This window comes from Ruegeria sp. HKCCA4812, assembly GCF_013034245.1.
GTDB lineage: Bacteria > Pseudomonadota > Alphaproteobacteria > Rhodobacterales > Rhodobacteraceae > Ruegeria.
Genome location: NZ_WQFQ01000007.1, coordinates 53,304 through 74,757, shown reverse-complemented (window position 1 = coordinate 74,757; position 21,454 = coordinate 53,304). Strand labels below are relative to the sequence as shown.

Here is a 21,454-nt window from a genome sequence, read left to right as displayed (position 1 = left end):
GGTGCTTAGGTCTCGGCCAACTAGAATACGGAGAACCCATGCTGTCGCTGATCCAAATCCTGCTGCTGATCCTGGACATTGTCTGGTTCATCATCCTGGCCCATGTGATCATGAGCTGGCTGATCAACTTTCAGGTGCTCAACCTGCACCAACAACTGGTCGCGCAAATCTGGTACGGGCTGAACCGCCTTTTAGAGCCTATTTATGGCCCGATCCGGCGTATCCTGCCCAACATGGGCGGTCTGGACCTGACGCCGCTGGTGGTGCTGATCGGGGTCTATGCGCTGCGGATCATCCTGATCAACAACGCGGTCTATTTCTACTGACCTCTTGTTCCCCGATTCCGACTGTGTGATTGTCCTTTCAAGAGCAGTCAAATCTTGAAACAGGGCACCCACGCACATGTTCGACGCCGCGCCTCTGCTGCGAGATGTCTTTGGATTTGATGAATTCCGCCCCGGGCAGGAAGAGATCGTCGATGCCGTAACCGCCGGCCAGAACGTGCTGGCCATCATGCCCACGGGCGGCGGCAAATCCCTGTGTTATCAACTGCCTGCCCTGCTGCGCGACGGGGTCACGGTGGTGATCTCGCCGCTGATCGCCCTGATGCGCGATCAGGTGCGGGGGCTGCAAGAAGCCGGGGTCGAAGCCGGCGCGCTGACCTCGGGCAACACCCCCGAGGAAACAGATGCCGTGTGGGCGGCGCTCGAAGCCGGGCGGCTGAAACTGCTTTACATGGCGCCCGAACGGCTGGCCGCCGGGTCGGCACTGGGCGTGTTGCGTCGGATCAATGTCAGCCTGATCGCGGTGGACGAGGCCCATTGCGTCAGCCAGTGGGGCCATGATTTCCGCCCTGATTATTTACGGATCGGAGAGTTGCGGCGCGCGCTGAACGTGCCCTTGGCCGCCTTCACCGCCACGGCGGATGCGGAAACCCAGGACGAAATCGTCGAGAAACTGTTCGACGGCACACCCCCGCGCAAGTTTCTGCGGGGCTTCGACCGGCCGAATATCCACCTGGCCTTTGCCGCCAAGGACAGCCCGCGCAGGCAGATCCTGGATTTCGCGGACGCCCGCCGAGGCCAGTCGGGCATCATTTATTGCGGCACCCGCAACAAGACCGAAGTTCTGGCGCAGGCGCTGCGCGAACAGGGCCACAGCGCCTGCCACTATCACGGCGGGATGGAGGCCGAGGACCGCCGCATCGTCGAAACCCGTTTCGCGCGCGAGGACGGGCTGATCGTGGTGGCCACCGTGGCTTTTGGCATGGGCATCGACAAGCTCGACATTCGCTGGGTCGCCCATGCGGACCTGCCGAAATCGATCGAGGCTTATTACCAGGAGATCGGCCGCGCCGGCCGCGATGGCGGGCCGGCCGAGACCCTGACCCTGTTCGGCCCCGACGATATACGTTTGCGGCGATCCCAGATTGACGAGGGGCTGGCGCCACCCGAACGCCGCATGGCGGATCATGCGCGGTTGAACGCGCTGCTGGGGTTGGCCGAGGCGCTGCACTGCCGCCGCCAGACCCTGCTGGGTTATTTCGGGGAACAGGCCGCACCCTGCGGCAAATGCGACCTGTGCGATACACCGCCCGAAGTATTTGATGGAACAACACCCGTCCGAATGGCCTTGTCCGCGATTCTTCGCACCGAGGAATGGTTTGGCAGCGGTCATCTGATCGACATCCTTCTGGGGAACGAGACCGACAAGATCCGCGCCCGTCGTCATGATGGCCTGTCCACCTGGGGCATCGGCAAGGACTGGTCGCGCGCGCAATGGCAGGCGATATTCCGCCAGATGATGGGGCACGATCTGGTGCGCCCCGACCCCGAACGCCACGGGGCCTTGCGCATGACCGAGGCCGCCAAACCTATTCTCAAGGGCGAGGCAAAGATCAATCTGCGCAAGGACGCCCTGCGCAAGGCAACCCGTCGCCCCGCCGTGAAAGCCATGGTGTCCGATGAAGATGCGCCCTTGCTGTCGGCTCTCAAGGCCAAAAGACGCGCTTTGGCAGAATCCGCCCGGGTCCCGGCCTATGTCATTTTTCCGGATCGCACCCTGATCGAAATGGCGGAAAAGCGCCCCATGACGCTGGACGAGATGGCCCGGATTGGCGGCGTCGGCGCCAAGAAGCTGGAACGGTATGGCGACACCTTCCTTGAAGTGATCGCGGGCGAGGCCCAGGCGTTGCACCCGGCGCGCCGCAAGCTGGCCGGTCGCGATCAGGGCGACATCTTTGACCGCTTGCTGGAAGTACAGTCTCAATTGTCCCGCGGTCCCGACGGGATAGACAAGCCTCTGACCTGCTCGGCCTCGCAACTGGCAAAGGTGGCACAGATGCGCCCGGATGACCTGCGCGGGCTTGAACAGGTGCTGGGCGACCGGCGTCACGAAAGGTTTGGCACCGCCTTTCTGGACGTGCTGCGTGAGGCGGGCTAGATACGCCGGGACAGGTAAGGAAAGAGGGCAGGTATGCTGGTAGTGATTTCCCCGGCCAAACGGCTGGACTGGACAGAGCGGGACGTTGAAGTCACACAGCCCGATTTTCAGGATGATGCGATCAGACTGTCCAAAACCGCGCGCAATCTGACCCTTGGCGATCTGAAAAAGCTGATGGGTCTGAGCGATGATCTGGCGCGCCTGAACCGCGATCGCTATCGTGCTTTTTCCGACATGCCAGACGCTGATGCAACGCGCCCTGCCGCGCTGGCCTTTGCGGGGGACACCTATCAGGGTCTGGAAGCAGCTTCGCTCGATCCTGACGAACTGGCATGGGCACAGGATCATCTGCGCATCCTATCAGGTCTCTATGGTGTCTTGCGGCCACTCGATGCGATACAGCCCTACAGGCTGGAGATGGGCAGCAAGCTGAAAACACGGCGCGGCAAAAACCTTTACGAGTTTTGGCGCGACCAGCTGAGCAAAGCTCTGAATGCACAAGGCAACATCATCGGCAGCGACGTTCTGATCAACTGCGCCAGTCAGGAGTATTTCGGCGCCGTGGACCCGAACGCGCTGAAATTGCGCGTCATCTCGCCAGTGTTCATGGAAGACAAAAACGGCACTCCGAAAATCGTGAGTTTCTTTGCCAAAAAGGCGCGTGGTGCAATGGCGCGATATGTCATTCAGCACCGCCTGACCGACCCCGATGCCCTGCTGGATTTCGATACGGGCGGTTACGCGTATCGTGCTGACCTGTCGGAAAAGGATAAACCTGTCTTTGTTCGACCTTATTCGGCCTGAGACCCTGACAGCCTGATAGATACTTCCTTCCACGATTTTGGGCCGTGGGTCCGGGCGAGGGGCCAGCCCCTCGCGCTCCCCGGGATATTTTCAGCCAGATGAAGTGGGATCCTGTTTGCGGTCACACATGGGTGCATGTTTCTGGGCGAGGTGATTGTCCATGACTTCGCTTACGCCCTCCGGTTGGTTTTGCAGGATCATTTGATGAATGTGGTTTTTGCGCAGTGGTTTCGTCATGTAGTGATCCAACCCCGCGGACAGGATGCCCTGATCGTCACCGGCCATTGCATGAGCCGTCAAGGCGACGATCGGGACATGACGCCCTGTTTCGACCTCAAGCCTGCGGATTTCAGCAGTGGCCTGTTTGCCGTCCATTTTTGGCATCGATATGTCCATGAAGATCAAGTCCGGGTCAAATTCCTGAAAGATCTCGACGGCTTCTATTCCATTGGACGCAAATCGCAGATCTATATGCAGGTCTTTGACCATCTTTTTCAGGATCAGCTGGTTGGTAAGATTGTCCTCGGCCGCAAGTACCTTCATGCGCCTTGATTCCAAGACCTTGGTTTCTTCGCCGTCAGAGACGGGTTTTCGCTGCGTCGAACGACGTTCTGGCGGCGGGATGTCCTTGAGAGCCACGAGCCTGGAATACAACTCGGCCCTGGGGATCGGCTTCTGCAACACACCGTCGATCAGTTCGCGGGCTGGGTGCGTGTGGATCAGAGATGGATTTGCAGACATCACGATGACCGAGGCGTCGCCCCACCCACGGTCTTTGAGGGTGACGGCAAGATCCAAGCCATCCATATCCGGCAGATCATGATCGCACAGGACAAGTTCAATCGCGTCATGCATTTCTGCCAGCGCCTCGGCCCCTGATGCGCAAACCGTCACTTCGGCCCCCAAACGGCCAAGTTGTTTCGCCAGAATGGCCCGGTTTACGGCCAGATCCTCGACCACCATGACGTGTTTCACGCAATCCGCCAGTTTCGGAGGCTCGGGCTGTGGGCCTTCTGCCGTGGGCAGCGACACCCTGAACCCGAAACAGGATCCCCGACCCGGTTCGCTTTCGACCCAGACTGAACCGCCCATCATGGTGATCAGGCGCCTGGTGATCGCAAGACCCAACCCGGTACCTTCAAATTGACGATTGCGTTCATCTTCGACCTGATTGAACTCACCAAAAACGTGGTTGATCTTGTCCGCATCGATACCGATGCCGGTATCTTCGATGGCAACATGGATGTCGCATGTCTGAGCCTGGGCATGCGGAACGCCTGTCACACGGACCAGGACATGCCCTTCCGTGGTGAATTTGACTGCGTTGCCGACCAGATTGGTCAGAACCTGCCGTATTCGGCCCGGATCGCCCACGAAAAGGGTGGGCAGGAACAGGTCGTAATCCACAAGCAACGTGAGCCCCTTGTCACGCACGCTTGGCTGCAACAGCATCGCGATTTCAAGAATGCAGCGCTCCAGATCGAAGGGTTCAGGGTGCAGAACAAGTTTGTCTGCCTCGATCTTGGAGTAATCAAGCACGTCGTTGATGATGACCAACAATGCCTCACCCGAATTGCGGATCGTGTTGACATAGAGCCGCTGTTCTTCGTCCAGCGGAGATTCATCAAGCAGTTCGGCCATACCCACGATACCATTCATCGGCGTGCGGATTTCATGGCTCATATTGGCGAGAAAGGCTGATTTGGCCCTGTTGGCTGCTTCCGCCCGTTCGCGGGCAGCCTTCAGTTCTGTTTCGTGCCGGACCGAGGCGGTGATGTTGAGCGCCAGGCTGACCACGTCACCGCCGCTGCCACGCTGATCGATCAGGCGGATGTAGTGACCGTTCCACAGTTGCATGACGATCGGAGGTGGATTGGCCCGATTCCAGCGTGCCTGCATTCTGGCCTGCCATTCCTCGGCAGTTTCGTCACCGGTATCGACAATTCCTTCGGTGGTCAGCAATTGCAGAATGCGCTGGTAGGAAATCCCTGGCACCACCTCATCCAGCCCTTCAAACACGCTGAGATATGCAGCGTTTGCGCTGATGAGCCTGCTGTCGCCGTCAAAGAATGCAAACCCGTCTTGAATGGTCTGGATCGAATGCCAGAGGCGGCGTTCGGCAATCTCGATCTTGGCATGAGCGACGGTGAGATCGGATTTGACCTTTTCGTTTTCGCCGCGAACAGTTTCAACTTCGGCCTGAGTTTCACCAATGCGCCTGGTCAACGCCATGGCGTGTTGGCCCAGTTTGCGATTGGCGGCCGAAAGTTCGGCCTGTTTCAAGGCAAGCATTCGTTCGGCTGCCAGACGCGCACGCCGTTCCTGTGCCAGTTTGTTTGCAAGACTCATTTTGATCGATTCCGGGACGTTCGGATCTCAGCATCGCGACAGAGAATGAAAAACTACTTAAGCCGTTGCGCTACAGGCGCGCGCCATGCAAGGTTGAGCGCAAAGAGGAGAGCACGATGCACCGCTTTGTTTTTATTTCAATAACTTACACAATTTGCCTTCTGATCCTTCCCACTGCCGTTCTGGCGCAGATTGCGGTGCCCGAGTTCCGCTATGTCACCTCTCGGGACACGGATTTTTACGGGTCGGATCTGGATCCGTTGTTTGACACCGATCTGAAGTCCTGTATTCAGGCCTGCTCGGCCAACGCGCAATGTACGGCGTTCACCTACAACACTCGATCCGATGCCTGCTTTCCCAAAAGTGGCGTGAACCGACAAGAGGCGTATCAAGGCGCATTGTCCGCGCAAAAGGTGCCAAGCAGCGAACAGACCCTAACCTTGGGAAAAACGCGCGCACAAGCGCTGAGCGTCCTGAGTTCTGACGATCTGGGGCACGCAAGAAAACAAGCCCGTGATCTGGGATTCCTGCACCCGGCAGGGGGGTATGATCTGCGGGCCGTACTGGATGCGGCGCGCGACGCGGGCAGTGTCGCACAAGCGATGCAGTGGACCGGTGTCGCCGTATCGCTCAGCGACAGCGCGGATCTTTGGGTGGAATATGCGCGCCTGCTGCTGGCCATGAACCCTTCGGGTTGGAACGAGCGGCGCGACCTGCGCAACCGCGCGCTGAATGCGGCGATCAATGGCTATCTGCGCGCCGAAACCCGCGGCACCCAGATCGCTGCCCTGATGACCCTTGCGGAAGCCCTGGAAGAGGTTGAGCGCGGGCGCGACATGATTCCCGTTCTTCGGCTGGCCGAGCAAGTGCAGCCGCGCGAAGACGTGCTGTCCGCATTGGACAAAGCGATCGGCAAATACGGTTTCCGCGTGGTCGACAGCTCGGTCGAAAGCGATGCGGCAACACCCAGGATCTGTATCGAATTCTCGGAATCGCTGGTCAAGGCCGGGGTCGACTATAATCCCTTCGTTCAACGTGACGCCGATGGGCTGGTCGTGCAGGCCGAGGACAGCCAGCTTTGCGTCGATGGGGTCGCGCATGGCCAGCGTTATCGCCTGACATTGCGCGAAGGCTTGCCTGCCGCCTCGGGCGAAGCACTGAATCGCAGCATCGAACTGACCCATTATGTACGCGACCGGACGCCTTCGGTTCGGTTTCCCGGGCGCAGCTATGTCCTTCCGAAATCTGCCGACGCGGCCTTGCCCGTCGAAACGGTCAATGTCACCGAACTTGACCTGACCCTGCGGCGGGTCAGCGACCGGAACCTGTTGCGGGCCGTGCAACAGGACTTTTTCGGCCGCCCGCTCAGCGAATGGCAGGAGGAAGAATTCTCGGACCAGATTGCCCAGGACATCTGGACGGGTACTGCCGAGGTTTCAAACCAGTTGAACCAAACCATGACGGCACGTCTTCCCATGGCTGAAGCGATCTCGGATCAACCTGCGGGTATCTATGCATTGACCGCCCGGGTTCCGGGGGCCGATCCCTATGACGATCCCGGCGCAACGCAATGGTTTGTGCTTTCTGATCTGGGGATCAGCACCGCCTTGGGCACTGACGGGCTGCACGTGACCGTGCGCGGGCTAAGCGATGCGGCACCGCGCGAGGGTGTCGAAGTTTCGCTGGTCTCAGGGGCGAATGCTGTCATCGCATCGGCACAGACCGATGAAACCGGCTATGTTAGGTTCGATCCGGGCCTGACACGCGGCAAAGGGGCCAGCGCGCCTGCTCTGGTGACGGCGGCAATCGATGATAGGGATTTCAGCTTTCTCTCGCTGACCGATCCTGCCTTTGACCTGTCGGATCGCGGCGTTGAAGGGCGCGCACCGGCGGGGCCGGTCGATGTCTTTCTGACCACCGACCGAGGTGCCTATAGGGCCGGCGAAGTAATCCATGTCACCGCCCTGTCCCGCGATGGCAAGGCGCAGGCCATCGAGGGCCTGCCTCTGACGGCGATCCTGTATCGCCCGGACGGGGTGGAATACCGCCGGTCTGTCTCGGATGGCGGTGTTGCCGGGGGCCATGTCTTTGCCCTGCCCGTGGCCGCAGACGTACCGCGCGGCGCATGGAAGATTGAAATCAAATCCGATCCCAAGGGCGATGCGCTGGCGCGTCAGACCGTTCTTGTCGAGGATTTCCTGCCCGAGCGTATCGATTTCGAACTGACCCTGCCCGACGCACCCTTGCGCCCCGGCGACAGTCCACCGCTCGCGATCGACGCGCGCTATCTGTTTGGAGCGCCGGGGTCGGACCTGAGCATTGACGGGCAGGTCATCGCACGCCCGGCGAACACGGTCCCAGGCTACGACGGATATCGCTTTGGCCGCTATGATGCAGAAACCTCGATCAGGAGCACATATTTCGGAGACATGCGCACAGACGCGACGGGGCACGCGACCGTAGCAGTCAAAATCCCTGTGTTAGAGACCGAAGGAAAGCCAATCGAGGCCGAAATCATCGCCCGGCTGGCCGACGGCTCGGGCCGCCCGGTCGAGCGTCGCCTGACCGCGCCCGTCCTGCCGCCGCACCCTGTTATTGGTGTCAAACCCCTGTTCGACGAAGTCATCCCGGAAGGCACCGAGGCTGCGTTCGAGATCGTTGGCCTGTCTCCTGAGCTGACGCCCATTCCTATGCGTCTCCGCTGGACGCTGAACAAGATAGAAACGCGCTATCAGTGGTACCAGCTTCACGGCGACTGGAACTGGGAACCGACAACGCGCCGCAGTCGTGTCGCCACCGGCGAGGTAGACGTCTCCTCTGACCCTCTGATGCTGACCCAACCGGTGGAATGGGGGCGCTATGAACTGGTGGTGCAGCGAGTTGACGGAACATATTCCGAAACCGCCGTCGATTTCTATGCGGACTGGTATCAGGCCGCCGATGCATCGACCACGCCGGACCGGCTTGAAATGTCGTTGGATCGCGACAGTTATCGCATCGGGGATACGGCGCAGTTGCGGATCGTGCCCCGCATGGCCGGTGTCGCTCAGATCGAAGTCCTTTCGAACCGTCTGATCCATCGCCAGATCGTGGAGGTGCCCGAAGGGGAAACTCTGATCCCTATTGAGGTGACCCAGGATTGGGGCGCCGGGGCTTATGTCACCGCAACCGTGATCCGCCCAATGGATGTTGCAGCCGGTCGGAACCCCGCGCGGGCGATGGGCGTGGCCCATGCCAGCATCGATCCAGGGGACCGCAGACTTTCCGTAATTGTCGATGTGCCCGAGGTCACTGCACCGCGTCAGACGCAAAAAGCCCGTATCAGGGTCGAAAATACCGTGGACGACGAACCGGTCTGGCTGACGCTGGCCGCCGTCGACGTGGGCATTCTGAACCTCACCGGGTTCAAAAGCCCGGACCCGCAAGGATACTATTTCGGGCAGCGCCGTCTGGGTGTTGATCTGCGGGATGTCTACGGGCGGCTAATCGACGGCATGAACGGAGCCATGGGCACAGTGCGCTCGGGCGGCGACAATGACAGCGGGATGCGTCGCCAGTCTCCGCCACCGACACAAGACCTGATGGCCGTGTTCAGTGGCCCGGTCGAGATCGGCGCGGATGGAGAGGTTGAGATCGACATTCCCCTTCCCGCCTTCAACGGAACCGTCCGGCTGATGGCCGTCGCGTGGTCGCGCAAAGCCGTCGGTCAGGCCGAAGCTGAAATGATCGTCCGCGACCCGGTGGTCGTCACTGCCAGCCTTCCGCGCTTCCTTGCCCCGGGCGATCAAAGCCGGATGCGTCTTGAGATCGTCCATGCGGATGGCACATCCGGAGAAATGGCACTTGGCCTGACCGCCTCCGATGGTTTGGAACTGGGCGCGGCACCGGCCGGCTTTGTGCTGGAGGACGGTGGCAAGGCGGTTTTCGAGATCCCGATCACGGCCAGCGCCATCGGCGATCCTGAAATCAGCGTATCGATCACCACACCTGATGGGCGCGACCTGTCGCAAACCCTGCGAATGCCGGTGCGGGCCAATGATCCGGTGATTGCACAGACGCGGCGTTTTGCCTTGGGCGCAGGCGATAGCTTCCTGTTTTCGCAGGATGTGTTTGACGGGTTCCAGCCGGGTTCGGCCAAGGCCATCCTGTCCGCCGGAGCGTTGGCCAAATTCGACACGCCCGGTCTGCTGGATCAGCTGAACCATTACCCCTATGGCTGCACCGAACAGATCACCAGCAAAGCGCTGCCGTTGCTGTACCTGTCATCCGTTGCGCAAGCCACGGGGCTGGGGGATGGCCCGGTTGTGGATCAACGCATCGCCGATTCGATCCGCAGTATCCTGACCCGTCAGGCCGCAAACGGCGCCTTTGGCCTGTGGCGCGCAGACAGCGGGGATTTCTGGCTGGACGCCTATGTGACCGATTTCCTGTCCCGTGCCCGCATTCAGGGGCATCCCGTGCCGGACCGGGCGTTTGCTCAGGCGATGGACAATCTTCGGAACAGGGTCAATTACGCGCCTGATTTCGACGAAGGCGGTCAGGACATCGCCTATGCCCTGATGGTTCTTGCGCGGGAAGGCGCGGCATCGATGGGCGATCTGCGCTATTACGCGGATGTCAAAGGGGATGCCTTCGACACCCCTCTGGCGGCGGCGCAATTGGGCGCAGCTCTGGCCTCTTACGGCGACCAGACCCGCGCGGATGCGATGTTCAACCGTGCCGCGCGGATGCTGGATCGGCAACAGAACCAGCAACAGAACGTCTGGCGCGCTGACTACGGCACCCAACTTCGGGATGCAGCGGGCTTGTTGAGCCTTGCAGTGGACGCGGGCAGCGAGGCGATTGACCGCGATGCTTTGATCCAATGGGTGAGCACGGGCCGCACGCCGCTGTCCACTCAGGAGGCCACGTGGTCATTGCTGGCGGCGCACGCGCTTGTGTCTGACCCAACGGGATCGGGCTTGATGGTCAACGGGGCGCCGGTTCCCGGTCCGTTCGTGAAAGTTCTGCAATCCGGACAGGCGGACGAGATCAACGTCACGGCCGCCGACGATCAGGCGACGGATATCACCTTGACGGTCACAGGCATCCCTGAGGTTCCTCCCGAGGCAGGCGGCACCGGCTATGCAATCGAACGGCGGTATTACTCGATGGATGGTGATCTGATCGATTCAGACAGCTTTGCCGTGGGTGATCGGTTCGTCACCGTATTGCAAATAACACCGTTCGAAAACGGCGGCGCGCGGCTGATGGTGAACGATCCACTGGCCGCCGGGATCGAGATTGATAACCCAAGCCTGCTGCGCTCGGGCGATGTCCGATCGCTGGACTGGCTGGATCTGTCCGACGCCACCCATACCGAGTTCCGCTCGGACCGATTCCTGGCCGCCGTTGATTTATCCGGTCGTGAAACCGTGACGCTGGCCTACGTGGCGCGCGCCGTGAAACCTGGCGTCTTCCATCATCCGGCGGCCTCGGTCGAGGACATGTACCGCCCGCGGAACCGGGCGCGGACATCTACCGGACAGGTCGAGATCCAGTGACCGGCCTTGCGCCATACCCTTGTTTGGGCGGTCGACATGCCTAGGCGGACGAAGCTCTTGTTTGCGCTGGCCGGAGCACTCTATCTGACGGCACTGGCACGGGATGGTGTTGACCGCTGGGTCGATGCCACAACGCTGCCTTCCGTTCTGGCTGAAACTTCGGTCGAGATGCGGGACCGGAATGGCGAGCTTTTGCGGGCGTTTCCAGTCGAGGATGGCATCTGGAGGCTGCGGCCCGGCGCAGTTGACCCGGATTTCATCGCTATGCTGATCCGGTACGAGGATAAACGGTTCTGGACCCACGCCGGAGTGGACCTCATCGCGATGCTGCGGGCTGCCGGGCAAAGCCTGTGGAACGGGCGTAACGTGTCGGGCGGGTCCACCCTGACCATGCAGGTGGCGCGGTTGATCGAAGATGGCCCAACCGGGCGCTGGAGCGGGAAATTTCGCCAGATCAGAGTCGCATTGGCGTTGGAGCGGCGTCTGAGCAAACAGCAAATCCTGAACCTTTATCTGACCCATGCCCCCTATGGTGGCAATCTGGAAGGGCTCCGTGCCGGCGCCCGCGCGTGGTTTGGAAAGGACGCCACGCGGCTGACCCCCGCACAAAGCGCCCTGTTGGTTGCGTTGCCGCAATCCCCCGAGGCCCGGCGCCCGGATCGCAAGCCAGAGGCTGCCCGACAGGCCCGCGACCGGGTTCTGAACAGGCTGGTGCGCCACACCGTCCTGACCAATGCCCAAGCGCGTGCGGCCATGACCGAAACCCTTCCGGATCGGATGAATCTGTTTCCGCGCTTTGCACCCCATCTGACTGACCGCGTGAGGCTGCAAGCACCCGCAATCCAGGCCTTCGATCTGACGCTGGATGCCGGATTACAGGCCCGGCTGGAAACCTTGGTGGCCCAGGCCGCCACCCGCGTCGGACCACGCGTTTCCGGGGCTCTGATCGTGGCCGACCATCGCAGCGGCGAGGTTCTGGCATCGGTTGGATCTGCCGGGTACCAAGATGCCCGTCAGGGGTTCGTGGATATGACCCGGGCCGTACGGTCACCCGGATCGACCCTGAAACCTCTGGTCTACGGGCTGGCCTTCGATCAGGGGCTGGCCCATCCCGAGACCCTGATCAGCGACAGCCCCGTGATGTTTGGCCGATACGCACCGCGCAATTTCGACGGCGCCTTCCGTGGCGATGTCCGGGTGCGGGACGCCCTACAGCTGTCGCTGAACATCCCCGTCGTGCGCCTGACGAATGAGCTGGGGCCCGCTCGGTTGATGACGGCTTTGCGGTTGGCCGGGTCAGAGCCACGTCTGAATGGCGCAACACCCGGATTGGCGATTTCTTTGGGTGGCGTGGGGTTGAGCCTGCACGATCTGGTACAGGTTTACACCACTCTGGCAGCTGGCGGTACAGGCCCGATCCTGCATCATGACGTTCTGGCAGACGCCCAGCGCACCCGGCGCGTTCTGTCGGAAACCTCGGCATGGCAGGTTTCGGACATTCTGGCCGGGCTTGCGCCACCGGCAGGCGGTGCAACAGGGTCGCTGGCCTACAAGACCGGCACGTCTTATGGCCACCGCGATGCCTGGGCCATCGGCTTTGACGGGCAGCACGTCATAGGGGTCTGGCTGGGCCGCGCCGATGGAACGCCTGTTCCCGGTGCATTCGGGGGCGACCTTGCCGCACCCCTGTTGGCCGAGGCTTTCAACCTGTTTAAACCCGACCTCACGCCCCTGCGCCCACCGCCGCCTTCGACCTTGCTTGTCGGCGCGGCCCAATTGCCTCAGCCGTTGCAGCGATTTCGCCCCCGCACGACGGCTTTCAAGGATGATCCTTCCGCGCCGGACCTGCTGTTCCCGCCCGATAATGCCGTGCTAGAGACGTCAGGAGCACCTCTGACGGTCAAACTGCGTGGCGGCGTCGGGCCGTTTTCCGTACTGGCAGATGGCGTGCCGGTGCTGACCGGGCAGCGGCGACGAGAGTTTGAAATCCCAAATCCGGGGACCGGCTTCACCTCACTTGTCGTGGTGGATGCGCAAGGTCAATCCGACAGGGCGTCAATCAGGATCGATTAGCGCCGCCCCTCGCGCAGCCAACCGCCCAACAGGAAACCTCCTGCCAACAGCAATACCAGCCAAGGTGGCAGCAGACCCGCCTGGGTAACATCACGAGTCTCGTAGGCATCGCGCGGGGTCAGACCGATCCAGCCCCGACCAGCCGCCGGGCGCCCGGCGCGCACGTTGCGGATCGACGGCAACCCATCTTCCACCCGGATCACGCCGCCCCGCATGCCGGCCAGAACCGGTTCAAGAACATCCCCCGTTGCGATGGTGCGTTCAAACTCCTTCGGCGCGGCGGGACCAAGCCCGATCACGGCCATGTGGTCACCTTCCTGCAAACGGTAAAGACCAATTTCGGGCCCATAGTATTGCGCTTCGAACCGCCCCGGAGAGACCTCTTGCAAGGTGATTTCCAGCGTTTCGCCGTTCGGGCGCGTCACAGTCACCGGACCCACATCATCCCCAAGCGTCTGTCGAATGATGCGCATGGATTGGCCGTTGGCTTCGGCCCACAGCGCCTCCTCCTCGAGTTCGGGTTCCTTCATCATCCAATGGGCCAACCTGCGCAAAAGCTCCAGTTGCGGGCCGCCGCCTTCAAAGCCACGGCTCCACAGCCAGGCGTGGTCCGATGCCAGCATCGCAACACGCCCTTCTCCCACTCGGTCCAGAACCAGCAGGGGGCGTTCGTCAATGCCCGTCATCAGAACCTCGCCCGAGCGATGGTTCACATCGATCTGGCGCAACCAGGCCCCCCAATCCTCGGAATCGCCAAGGTTTGTAGTCACCGGGTGGCGCTGACCCAACTCGCTGACCTTCGGAACAAAGCGTTCCTCGAAGACACGCGCGGAAGGTTGCGCCGGCAGGATCGGCGCCAGCGGCGACCGGAATATGCTGTCAGCTCCGGCGAAATCGGGACCGGCCGCAATCAGAACCGCGCCGCCGTCATTGATATAACTGGTGACGTTGTCCAGATAGATCGCAGGCAGGATGCCGCGCCGCTTGTAGCGGTCGAATATGATCAGATCGAAATCGTTGATCTTTTCCAGAAACAACTCGCGGGTCGGGAAGGCGATCAAAGACAATTCGTCCACCGGCACGCCGTCTTGCTTCTCGGGCGGGCGCAGGATGGTGAAATGCACCAGATCGACCGAGCTGTCGGATTTCAGCAGGTTGCGCCATGTGCGCCCGCCCGGATGAGGTTCACCCGAGACCAGCAGAACGCGCAGGCGATCCCGAACGCCGTTCATCTGGATCAGCGCGGTGTTGTTGCGGTCGGTCAACTCGCCTTCGGCCAGGGGCACGGAAAACTGGATCACGTTGCGCCCGCCATGAGGCAGGGTGACAGGCAGTTCGACATCCCGACCGATTGGAATACTCAGTTGCTGAGGCTCACCACCATCCACGGAAATCTCCAACGGCGCTGTCGCGGCACTCGCGGGGGCTGCTCCGCTGTCTTCAACGCGCAGGGTCAAAGTCACCGATTCACCGATGATGGCAAAAGCAGGCGCATTTCGGACGATAAGCCGGCGATCCCAGTCGTCCGCACGCCCGGTTTGCAGCAGATGCATCGGCGCCGGCAATTCCGGGGCCTGATCGGCATCGTGCACGATCCCGTCCGATATCACCAGAATGCCTGCGATGCGCGCACGCGGTTCTTCGGCCAGGGCCTCATTCAGGGCGGCCATGACCTGCGTGCCCTCATCCCCGTCACCGTCGCCGACCCGAATGCGGCGCAGTTCCGTATTGTCCCGCGCCTCGATCTCGGCGGCCAGATCTTCGGCGGCCTGCGCAGTCTGTTCGGCCCGGTCCGAAAGTGTCTGGCTGGCGCTTTCATCCTCGATCATCAAAACGATATCCGTCAGCGGCGCGCGGTCCTCGACTTGATAGACCGGACCGGACAGTGCCGCGACGACAACCAGGGCCGCCAATCCCCGCAGGGCCCAGCCCGACAAACCGCGCCACAAGGCCAGAGCTACTCCGACAGTGGCAATCGCCCCCACAGCAGCCAAAAGCGGCCACGGGATCAGAGGGTCGAATATGACGGTTCCGGTCATTGTCCCAACCTGTCCAAAAGGGCGGGCACGTGGACCTGATCGGATTTGTAATTCCCGGTCAGCACGTGCATCACCAGATTGACGCCAAAACGATTGGCCAGTTCGCGTTGCCGTTCCCCGGCATACCCACGACCGACAGGCAAAAGGGCCTGGCCGTTGCGATCCACGGCCCAGGCCCCGGCCCAGTCATTGCCGCCGATAACCACCGGTGTCACGTTGTCATTGAGGTTTCGGAAAGGCATCCCTTCGATCTGTTCTGCATCCCCGGGTGCAGCTTCGACCCAGACTTCTGCGCCGGAATAGCGGCCCGGGAAATCCTGGAGCAAATAGAATGTTCTGGTCAGGACGTGATCGCGGGGAATCGGCTCTAATGCAGGGATATTCAGCGGTCCGGCCAGTTGCTGCAACTTGCGGCCATTCGGACTGGATGCGCCGAAACCGGCAATATCCGCATCGCGCGTATCAAACAGGATCATCCCACCCGAACGCAAATAGGCGTTCAGTTTGATATACGCCTCGGCCGAAGGTTGCGGCTGGTTCGGCGTAATGGGCCAGTAGAGAAGCGGAAAGAATGCCAGCTCGTCTCGTTCCAGATCAACGCCGATTGGGTCCGCCGGTTCGACAGAGGTGCGAAAGAACAGGGTTTGCGCCAAGCCGCGCAATCCGGCCTCGGCAATATCGTCCACCTGCGCCTCACCGGTCAGCACATGCGCCAGCACAAGCTCGTGCGTTGCGGCAAGGGCAAATTCGGTATCTTCGGGCGTCTGCGCCTGTACGTCCGGCACCAGCAGAAAAGCGGCCATCGCGGCAGCCGCCGTTCGCGCCAGACCCAGCCTGCCCGACAAGGCCAGCGAGGCAATCACGTCAACCGTCAGCAAGATCAGTGCGAGGCTTAGTAACAGGCCACCAAGCGGGGTTTCCGTGCTGACCTCCTGCCCTTTGATCGGCACATTGGCGGGCCAGGTCACCGGGCGCAGCTCGGTTTCTTCCGAGACCACGTTCAATGCCAGCTTCTGCTTGCCGCTTTCATAGAGACCCGGACGCAAATCTGGCCCGATCCGGCCCGAGATCAGCTGAACGCCATCCACACCGGCCAGGGTTCCGGCATCTGACAGGGCGCCAAACCCGTCCATAATCTGAACCGGCTCCCACGTGGTGCCTTGCAGTTGCGATTCTTGCCGCGACTTGGCTGCCGAAGCCACGGCCAAACGATCCAGCATCTCGACGAATAGGCCCGACAACGGCAGGGTGGACCATTCGGCATCCGCAGTGACGTGAAACAGCACCACCTGCCCAAGCCCCAAAGCCTTGCGTGTCACCAACGGAGTTCCGTCGGACAGCGAAGCAATCACGCGATCCGCCAAGTTAGGGTCTGGTTGCGCCATGACTTGGGTCGATACAACCACGTCCTTTGGGATATCCAAGCCGAAAAACGGAGAGCTTTCGGGGAACGGCGCCAGCGTCTTGGCTTCGCCCCAGCTCATCGCACCGCCGACGGATCGTCCACCGCTGCGTAGCCGCGCCGGCAACAGGGTGTCTTCGGTGTCCCTGCCCAGATCGCTGGCCGCCATGCGCGGACCGGCAAAACGCAGCAGAAGCCCGCCCTGTTCGACCCATTCGATCAAAGCGGCCTCTTCCGGCTCCGACATCTGCGCCACGTCCGACAGGACGATCACATCCGGGTTGGCGGGCAGAACCTCAAGCAGGCCGCCATCGACAAAATCCGCGGTCGGGACCAGGACCTGCGTCAGGTAATGCAGGGGTGACAACAGCTCCAGCCCTTCACGGTTGCGGGTTCCGGCAATCAGCGCAACCTCGCGCCGGCGCAGACTATCATCCGTCAAAGTCACAGCCCCGGCGGACCTTTGGCCCTGAATTTCAAACCGTGTGATACGGGCGCGCAATTCCGACGGCAGCGCCAGATCGGCCTGCGCCGTGGTTTCGCCGGCTTCAAGGGTCAGCTCAACGGAATGCAGCACCCGGGCCGTACCCGCCGGATCACGGCCTTGCGCCAGTACCGTCACGCGGTCTTCCGGTCCGGAGCCCGCGCGCTGAACGGTCAATTGGATCAGCCCGTCCTGATAGGCCGCAGGCCGAATCGCAACGGGCCGGGACGCCGCCTGATAGACCGTCACATCTCCGCGCGCCTGAAGGCTGGACACCAGTTCAGCGTGGTCTGCATAGTCCAGCCTGTCACTGAACCAATGTGTATCAAATCCGCCGTCAACGGCGTTCAACGCGGCAATGGTCTGAGCAACCTGATCCGCATTCGGCTGCCAGGGGTTCGGGGTCAGCCCAGGCAAACGCCCGCGCCACGCTTCCGCAGCCTGAAATACCGGTGTTTCCGGTTCTGTCAGGCGCAAAATTGCAACCGTTCGGCCCGCGCGCCCGGCCTCCGACAGTTGCGTGTCGATTTGGTCAAGTGTCGCCGGCCAGCGCGCGGCTCCGGCCCAACTGGCGTCCAGCACCAGCAGCAGCGGCCCGGTTCCGGTTTCATCCCGTGACGGGTTCAGAACCGGCCCTGCCAGCCCGATGATGATCGCAGCCGCCGCCAGCATCCGCAGCAGCAGCAGCCACCATGGGGTGCGGTCGGATACGCTTTCGTCATCTTTCAGGCCCAACAGCAGCGTGACCGCCGGGAACAAGCGGCGGATCGGTGCCGGCGGAACCGCGCGCAGGATCAGCCACAGGATCGGCAGGGTCAGAAGACCCAGCAACACCCATGGCGCGGTAAAGCCGATGCCCGCCAGAACCGTCATCGCGTGCCCCCATCCAAGGCCCGATAAAGCCATAACAGAGCCGCTTGTGCGCTGTCGCCCGTGTGGTGCAGGCCCAGTTGCCAGCCCGTCGCTCGGCACAGTTGCCTCAGCGCGTCCTTGCGATGCGCCAGGCGTTCCAGATAACGGTCCCGCAGCTCGGCGGCCTTGAGCGTTTCGTGTCGGACAGACCCTCCGACGCTTTCGAAAATGGTGCGCCCGCGATAGGGAAACGACTCCTCACCCGGATCCAGCACTTGCAGAACCACGCCGCGCACGCCACGGTCGGCGGCTTTGGTCAAGGCAAGTTCAACCTCATCCATAGGGCCCAGAAAATCCGAGATGAACACGGCGCGGGCATGAGGGATCATGGCGCGGTGTTCGGGCGGGGCGTAATCCGCTTGATTATCCTCGGACCAGGCCTGCGCCAGCCGGATGATCTGCGCATTGCCGCGCCGGGGCGGCAAGGTGGTGCCGGTCAGACCTACGCGTTCACCGCCGCGCACCAGAAGGATGGATGTCGCCAGCCCCAACAGCCGCGCGCGATCCGCTTTGGTCGGCAGGGTCTTGTCGGACGCAAACCGCATCGAAGCCCCCTGATCGACCCATAACATCACGGATTGCGCGATCTGCCATTCCCGTTCACGTACGAACTGCTGATCCCCCCGCGCCGAGCGGCGGTGATCGATCATGCGACGGCTGTCGCCGACCTGCGCCGGGCGGTATTGCCAGAAATCATCCCCCATCCCGGACCGCCGTCGACCGTGGTCGCCCAGTAGGACAGTTCCGGCCAAGTGCTCGGCCCTCGCCAAAAGGGGCGGCAGCCGCGATGCCTCGGCTTCAGATCTTTCGCGAAGGGTCAGCTCGGCATTCACGCCGCGGCCTCGGTCCGGATCAGCCCGACAGCGGTCGAGTCAATCAGCTCTGCAAGGCTGTCACCACGCGCCCTTGCCGCAAAGTTCAGTGCCATCCGGTGGCTGAGCACCGGGCGCGCCATATCCAGAACATCCTCGGCATTTGGTGCCAGGCGTCCCTGCAACATGGCACGCGCCCGCACCGTCATCATCAGCGCCTGCGCGGCACGGGGGCCCGGACCCCAGGCCACGGTTTCGGCAACCCGTTCGGACACACCGGGTTCTTCGGGGCGGAAGGCCCGCACCAGATCAAGGATCAGTTCAACGACGGATTCTCCGACCGGCATCCGGCGCAACAACACCTGCGCAGCCAGCAACTCTTCCTTGCTGAAAATCTGATGTGCCTCTTCCTCTTCAACCCCGGTCGTGGCCAGCAGGATATCCCGCTCGGTCTGGCGGTCGGGATATTCGACGTCAATCTGCACCAGGAACCGGTCAAGCTGGGCTTCGGGCAGCGGATAAGTGCCTTCCTGCTCGATCGGGTTTTGCGTTGCCAGCACGTGGAACGGCGTACCCAATGAACGGTCCTCGCCTGCCACGGTAACGGTGCGTTCCTGCATCGCCTGCAACAGCGCCGATTGTGTCCGCGGGCTTGCCCGGTTGATTTCATCCGCCATCAACAGTTGACAGAAGATCGGGCCGGGAATGAACCGGAAATGGCGGCTGCCATCGTCGGCAGTGTCCAGAACCTCGGACCCAAGAATATCGGCGGGCATCAGATCGGGAGTGAACTGAATGCGGCTGCCATGCAGGCCCATCACCGTCGACAAAGTCTCGACCAGGCGTGTCTTGCCCAAACCCGGCAGACCAATCAACAGGGCATGGCCGCCGCACAAAAGTGCGGTCAGCGTCAGGTCCACGACCCTCTCCTGCCCGATGAAGCGGCGGGTGATCGAGGCCTTGGCCTCTTGCAGCTTGTTTTCCAGCGCTTCGATCTCGGCTACGAGGTCGGCAGGTTCGGTCATGACTTTCCCTTCCGTGGACTATTATGATTGAAGTGTATCGCGCTGAGAGGAAATGGCAAAAGCAATGAGCGGACAAAAACCTGTGAAACCGTCGCCAGATGGTCTGGCGGCATCGGTCAAAGCGGCCAAAACCAACGGTTTACCGCCCGTTCACCTCTGGAATCCTCCGTTTTGCGGCGATCTGGACATCAAGATCGCAAAAGATGGCACATGGAGTTATTTAGGCTCACCCATCAACCGTTTCGAGCTTGTGAAGCTTTTTTCCTCAATTCTTAAGAAGGAAGACGGCAAGTACTTCCTCGTCACCCCGGTCGAGAAGGTGGGAATCACTGTCGAAGACGCGCCGTTTGTCGCTGTGGATTTCGACCGGGACGGGGATGGAAAGGACCAGTCCTTGACCTTCACAACCCATGTTGGCGACCGGGCCTTGGCCGGAGCTGATCATCCGATCCGAATTGTTATAGACCCTGAAACAGACGAACCCTCACCCTACATATTGATCCGCGACAACCTCGAAGCTCGGATAGACCGCAAAAGCTTTTACCGCCTCGTCGAGATCGGAACGCACCATGACGGCTGGTTCGGTGTTTGGTCAGGCGGGCAGTTCTTTGGCCTGATCCCCTCAGCCGACCTGAGCTAACCGTGGCGCGCGATCCTGTGCCAGCACGACAGCCATTGCAACAATGCTCGCACCCAATGCCCGGGTCCAGTTCCATTCGTCCCCCAGCATCAGCATGATCAGCATCACGTAGAACGGGGCGACATTGATGTGAAAAGAGGCCAGCGCCACGCCCAGCTTGCCGACGGAGGTGATGAAAAATACCTGGCTGAGACCCATGGAGATAAGCGCATAGATCATCAGCATGCCTGCCTGCTGCATGTCGAACGCAGTTGCAGGCATCACGTCCAGACCAAACTGCGCCGATCCGAAAACCAGCAGCGATGCCATGGCCAGCCCTCCGACAAAGGTGATCGTCGTGCGCCCGGTCTGGCTCAGTTCGGCGAAATCCCGGGCGGTTGCCATGCTGGCCCAGCAGAACAGCACCGTTGATCCAACCGCACAGGCCGCGCCCAGACCCAACTGGGCCGGGGCCAAAGCGCTGGTGGCGATCAACCCGCCGACAATCGATACAGCTACGCCCAGCGCAAAATTCCACTTCAGCCGGCGTGTGCCAGCAGCCAATTCAAGCAATGTGGCCACCAAAGGTGCGCAAGAGACGATGATTGCCACCGTCACCGGGTCAGTTAGCTTTTGCGACAAGATCAACAGGAACATTCCCGACCCGATTCCAAGGCCGCCGACGGTCATTGCATGACCCCAGCGGGCTGAAACAACCCGGCGCGGCCCGTCCAGAATCACCCAGACCGGCACCATCACCAACACGGCAAGCGCCAGTCGCGCGGCCAACAGGGCGACGGGCGGCCATGTTTGCAACAGCACTTCGGCCGCCGGAAACCCGGCCGCCCATGTCAGCATCGAAGCCACGGCCAACCCGTTGCCCGACAAGGCAGAATGCTGTCCCGCCGGCGCAGAAAGGCTGTTCCCGCGGACGGGGTCTGGGCTCATCG

At 61.6% G+C, this 21,454-nt stretch carries 12 protein-coding genes; 6 read left to right on the top strand and 6 right to left on the bottom strand.

What is annotated here, in order from left to right; all coding sequences use genetic code 11:
* The first annotated feature begins 38 nt into the window (after positions 1–38).
* The 3 genes from GOW04_RS17190 (at position 39) to yaaA (ending at position 3,246) form a co-directional block, all read left to right on the top strand.
* Positions 39–326 carry a YggT family protein gene (locus tag GOW04_RS17190; RefSeq protein WP_005980077.1) on the top strand — a complete coding sequence of 96 codons (288 nt, stop codon included), beginning with the start codon at positions 39–41 and terminating at the stop codon, positions 324–326.
* Positions 327–402: 76 nt separating this feature from the next.
* Positions 403–2,442 carry a DNA helicase RecQ gene (recQ, locus tag GOW04_RS17185; protein WP_171233399.1) on the top strand — a complete coding sequence of 680 codons (2,040 nt, stop codon included), beginning with the start codon at positions 403–405 and terminating at the stop codon, positions 2,440–2,442.
* 33 nt (positions 2,443–2,475) lie between these two features.
* Positions 2,476–3,246 (top strand): peroxide stress protein YaaA, encoded by a 771-nt coding sequence (gene yaaA, locus GOW04_RS17180; RefSeq protein ID WP_171233398.1) that lies wholly within the window; start codon positions 2,476–2,478, stop codon positions 3,244–3,246.
* Between the two features lie 90 nt (positions 3,247–3,336).
* On the opposite strand, the gene GOW04_RS17175 is transcribed toward yaaA, so the two are convergent.
* Entirely contained in the window at positions 3,337–5,595 is a 2,259-nt protein-coding gene (locus tag GOW04_RS17175; RefSeq protein WP_171233397.1) for a response regulator, read from the bottom strand.
* A gap of 116 nt (positions 5,596–5,711) precedes the next feature.
* Between GOW04_RS17175 and GOW04_RS17170 the strand changes: the two genes are divergently transcribed.
* Together GOW04_RS17170 and pbpC are read left to right on the top strand one after the other, a co-directional pair.
* A complete protein-coding gene (locus GOW04_RS17170) occupies positions 5,712–11,138 on the top strand; it encodes an alpha-2-macroglobulin family protein (protein ID WP_171233396.1) in 5,427 nt (1,808 codons plus the stop codon).
* A gap of 36 nt (positions 11,139–11,174) precedes the next feature.
* Positions 11,175–13,211, top strand: coding sequence for a penicillin-binding protein 1C (gene pbpC / locus GOW04_RS17165; RefSeq protein ID WP_171233395.1), 2,037 nt, complete (start codon positions 11,175–11,177; stop codon positions 13,209–13,211).
* On the opposite strand, the gene GOW04_RS17160 is transcribed toward pbpC, so the two are convergent.
* The 4 genes from GOW04_RS17160 to GOW04_RS17145 are packed head-to-tail and all read right to left on the bottom strand — an operon-like array spanning position 13,208 to position 19,885.
* A complete protein-coding gene (locus GOW04_RS17160; protein WP_171233394.1) occupies positions 13,208–15,250 on the bottom strand; it encodes a hypothetical protein in 2,043 nt (680 codons plus the stop codon). The two genes, pbpC and GOW04_RS17160, sit on opposite strands and share 4 nt — an antisense overlap.
* On the bottom strand, positions 15,247–18,009 hold the full coding sequence (locus GOW04_RS17155; protein WP_171233477.1) for a DUF4159 domain-containing protein: 2,763 nt from the start codon (positions 18,007–18,009) through the stop codon (positions 15,247–15,249). The genes GOW04_RS17160 and GOW04_RS17155 overlap by 4 nt, the downstream gene beginning before the upstream one ends.
* Positions 18,006–18,881, bottom strand: a complete 876-nt coding sequence (locus GOW04_RS17150) for a DUF58 domain-containing protein (RefSeq protein ID WP_171172113.1) — start codon at positions 18,879–18,881, stop codon at positions 18,006–18,008. The genes GOW04_RS17155 and GOW04_RS17150 overlap by 4 nt, the downstream gene beginning before the upstream one ends.
* On the bottom strand, positions 18,878–19,885 hold the full coding sequence (locus GOW04_RS17145) for a MoxR family ATPase (protein ID WP_152459465.1): 1,008 nt from the start codon (positions 19,883–19,885) through the stop codon (positions 18,878–18,880). Before GOW04_RS17145 ends, GOW04_RS17150 begins: the two co-directional genes overlap by 4 nt.
* A gap of 64 nt (positions 19,886–19,949) precedes the next feature.
* On the opposite strand from GOW04_RS17145, the gene GOW04_RS17140 reads away from it, so the two are divergent.
* The gene (locus GOW04_RS17140) at positions 19,950–20,525 is read left to right on the top strand and encodes a DUF1285 domain-containing protein (protein ID WP_171233393.1); all 576 of its coding nucleotides are present in this window, start codon (positions 19,950–19,952) and stop codon (positions 20,523–20,525) included.
* On the opposite strand, the gene GOW04_RS17135 is transcribed toward GOW04_RS17140, so the two are convergent.
* Positions 20,508–21,452: a DMT family transporter gene (locus GOW04_RS17135; RefSeq protein ID WP_254430194.1), complete on the bottom strand. Its 945-nt coding sequence runs from the start codon at positions 21,450–21,452 to the stop codon at positions 20,508–20,510. The two genes, GOW04_RS17140 and GOW04_RS17135, sit on opposite strands and share 18 nt — an antisense overlap.
* Positions 21,453–21,454 lie beyond the last annotated feature (2 nt).

Coding starts and splice junctions, on each gene's coding strand:
- GOW04_RS17190 (WP_005980077.1), top strand. CDS start 39: ATGCTGTCGCTGATCCAAATCCTGCTGCTGATCCTGGACATTGTCTGG.
- recQ (WP_171233399.1), top strand. CDS start 403: ATGTTCGACGCCGCGCCTCTGCTGCGAGATGTCTTTGGATTTGATGAA.
- yaaA (WP_171233398.1), top strand. CDS start 2,476: ATGCTGGTAGTGATTTCCCCGGCCAAACGGCTGGACTGGACAGAGCGG.
- GOW04_RS17175 (WP_171233397.1), bottom strand. CDS start 5,595: ATGAGTCTTGCAAACAAACTGGCACAGGAACGGCGTGCGCGTCTGGCA.
- GOW04_RS17170 (WP_171233396.1), top strand. CDS start 5,712: ATGCACCGCTTTGTTTTTATTTCAATAACTTACACAATTTGCCTTCTG.
- pbpC (WP_171233395.1), top strand. CDS start 11,175: ATGCCTAGGCGGACGAAGCTCTTGTTTGCGCTGGCCGGAGCACTCTAT.
- GOW04_RS17160 (WP_171233394.1), bottom strand. CDS start 15,250: ATGACCGGAACCGTCATATTCGACCCTCTGATCCCGTGGCCGCTTTTG.
- GOW04_RS17155 (WP_171233477.1), bottom strand. CDS start 18,009: ATGACGGTTCTGGCGGGCATCGGCTTTACCGCGCCATGGGTGTTGCTG.
- GOW04_RS17145 (WP_152459465.1), bottom strand. CDS start 19,885: ATGACCGAACCTGCCGACCTCGTAGCCGAGATCGAAGCGCTGGAAAAC.
- GOW04_RS17140 (WP_171233393.1), top strand. CDS start 19,950: ATGAGCGGACAAAAACCTGTGAAACCGTCGCCAGATGGTCTGGCGGCA.
- GOW04_RS17135 (WP_254430194.1), bottom strand. CDS start 21,452: ATGAGCCCAGACCCCGTCCGCGGGAACAGCCTTTCTGCGCCGGCGGGA.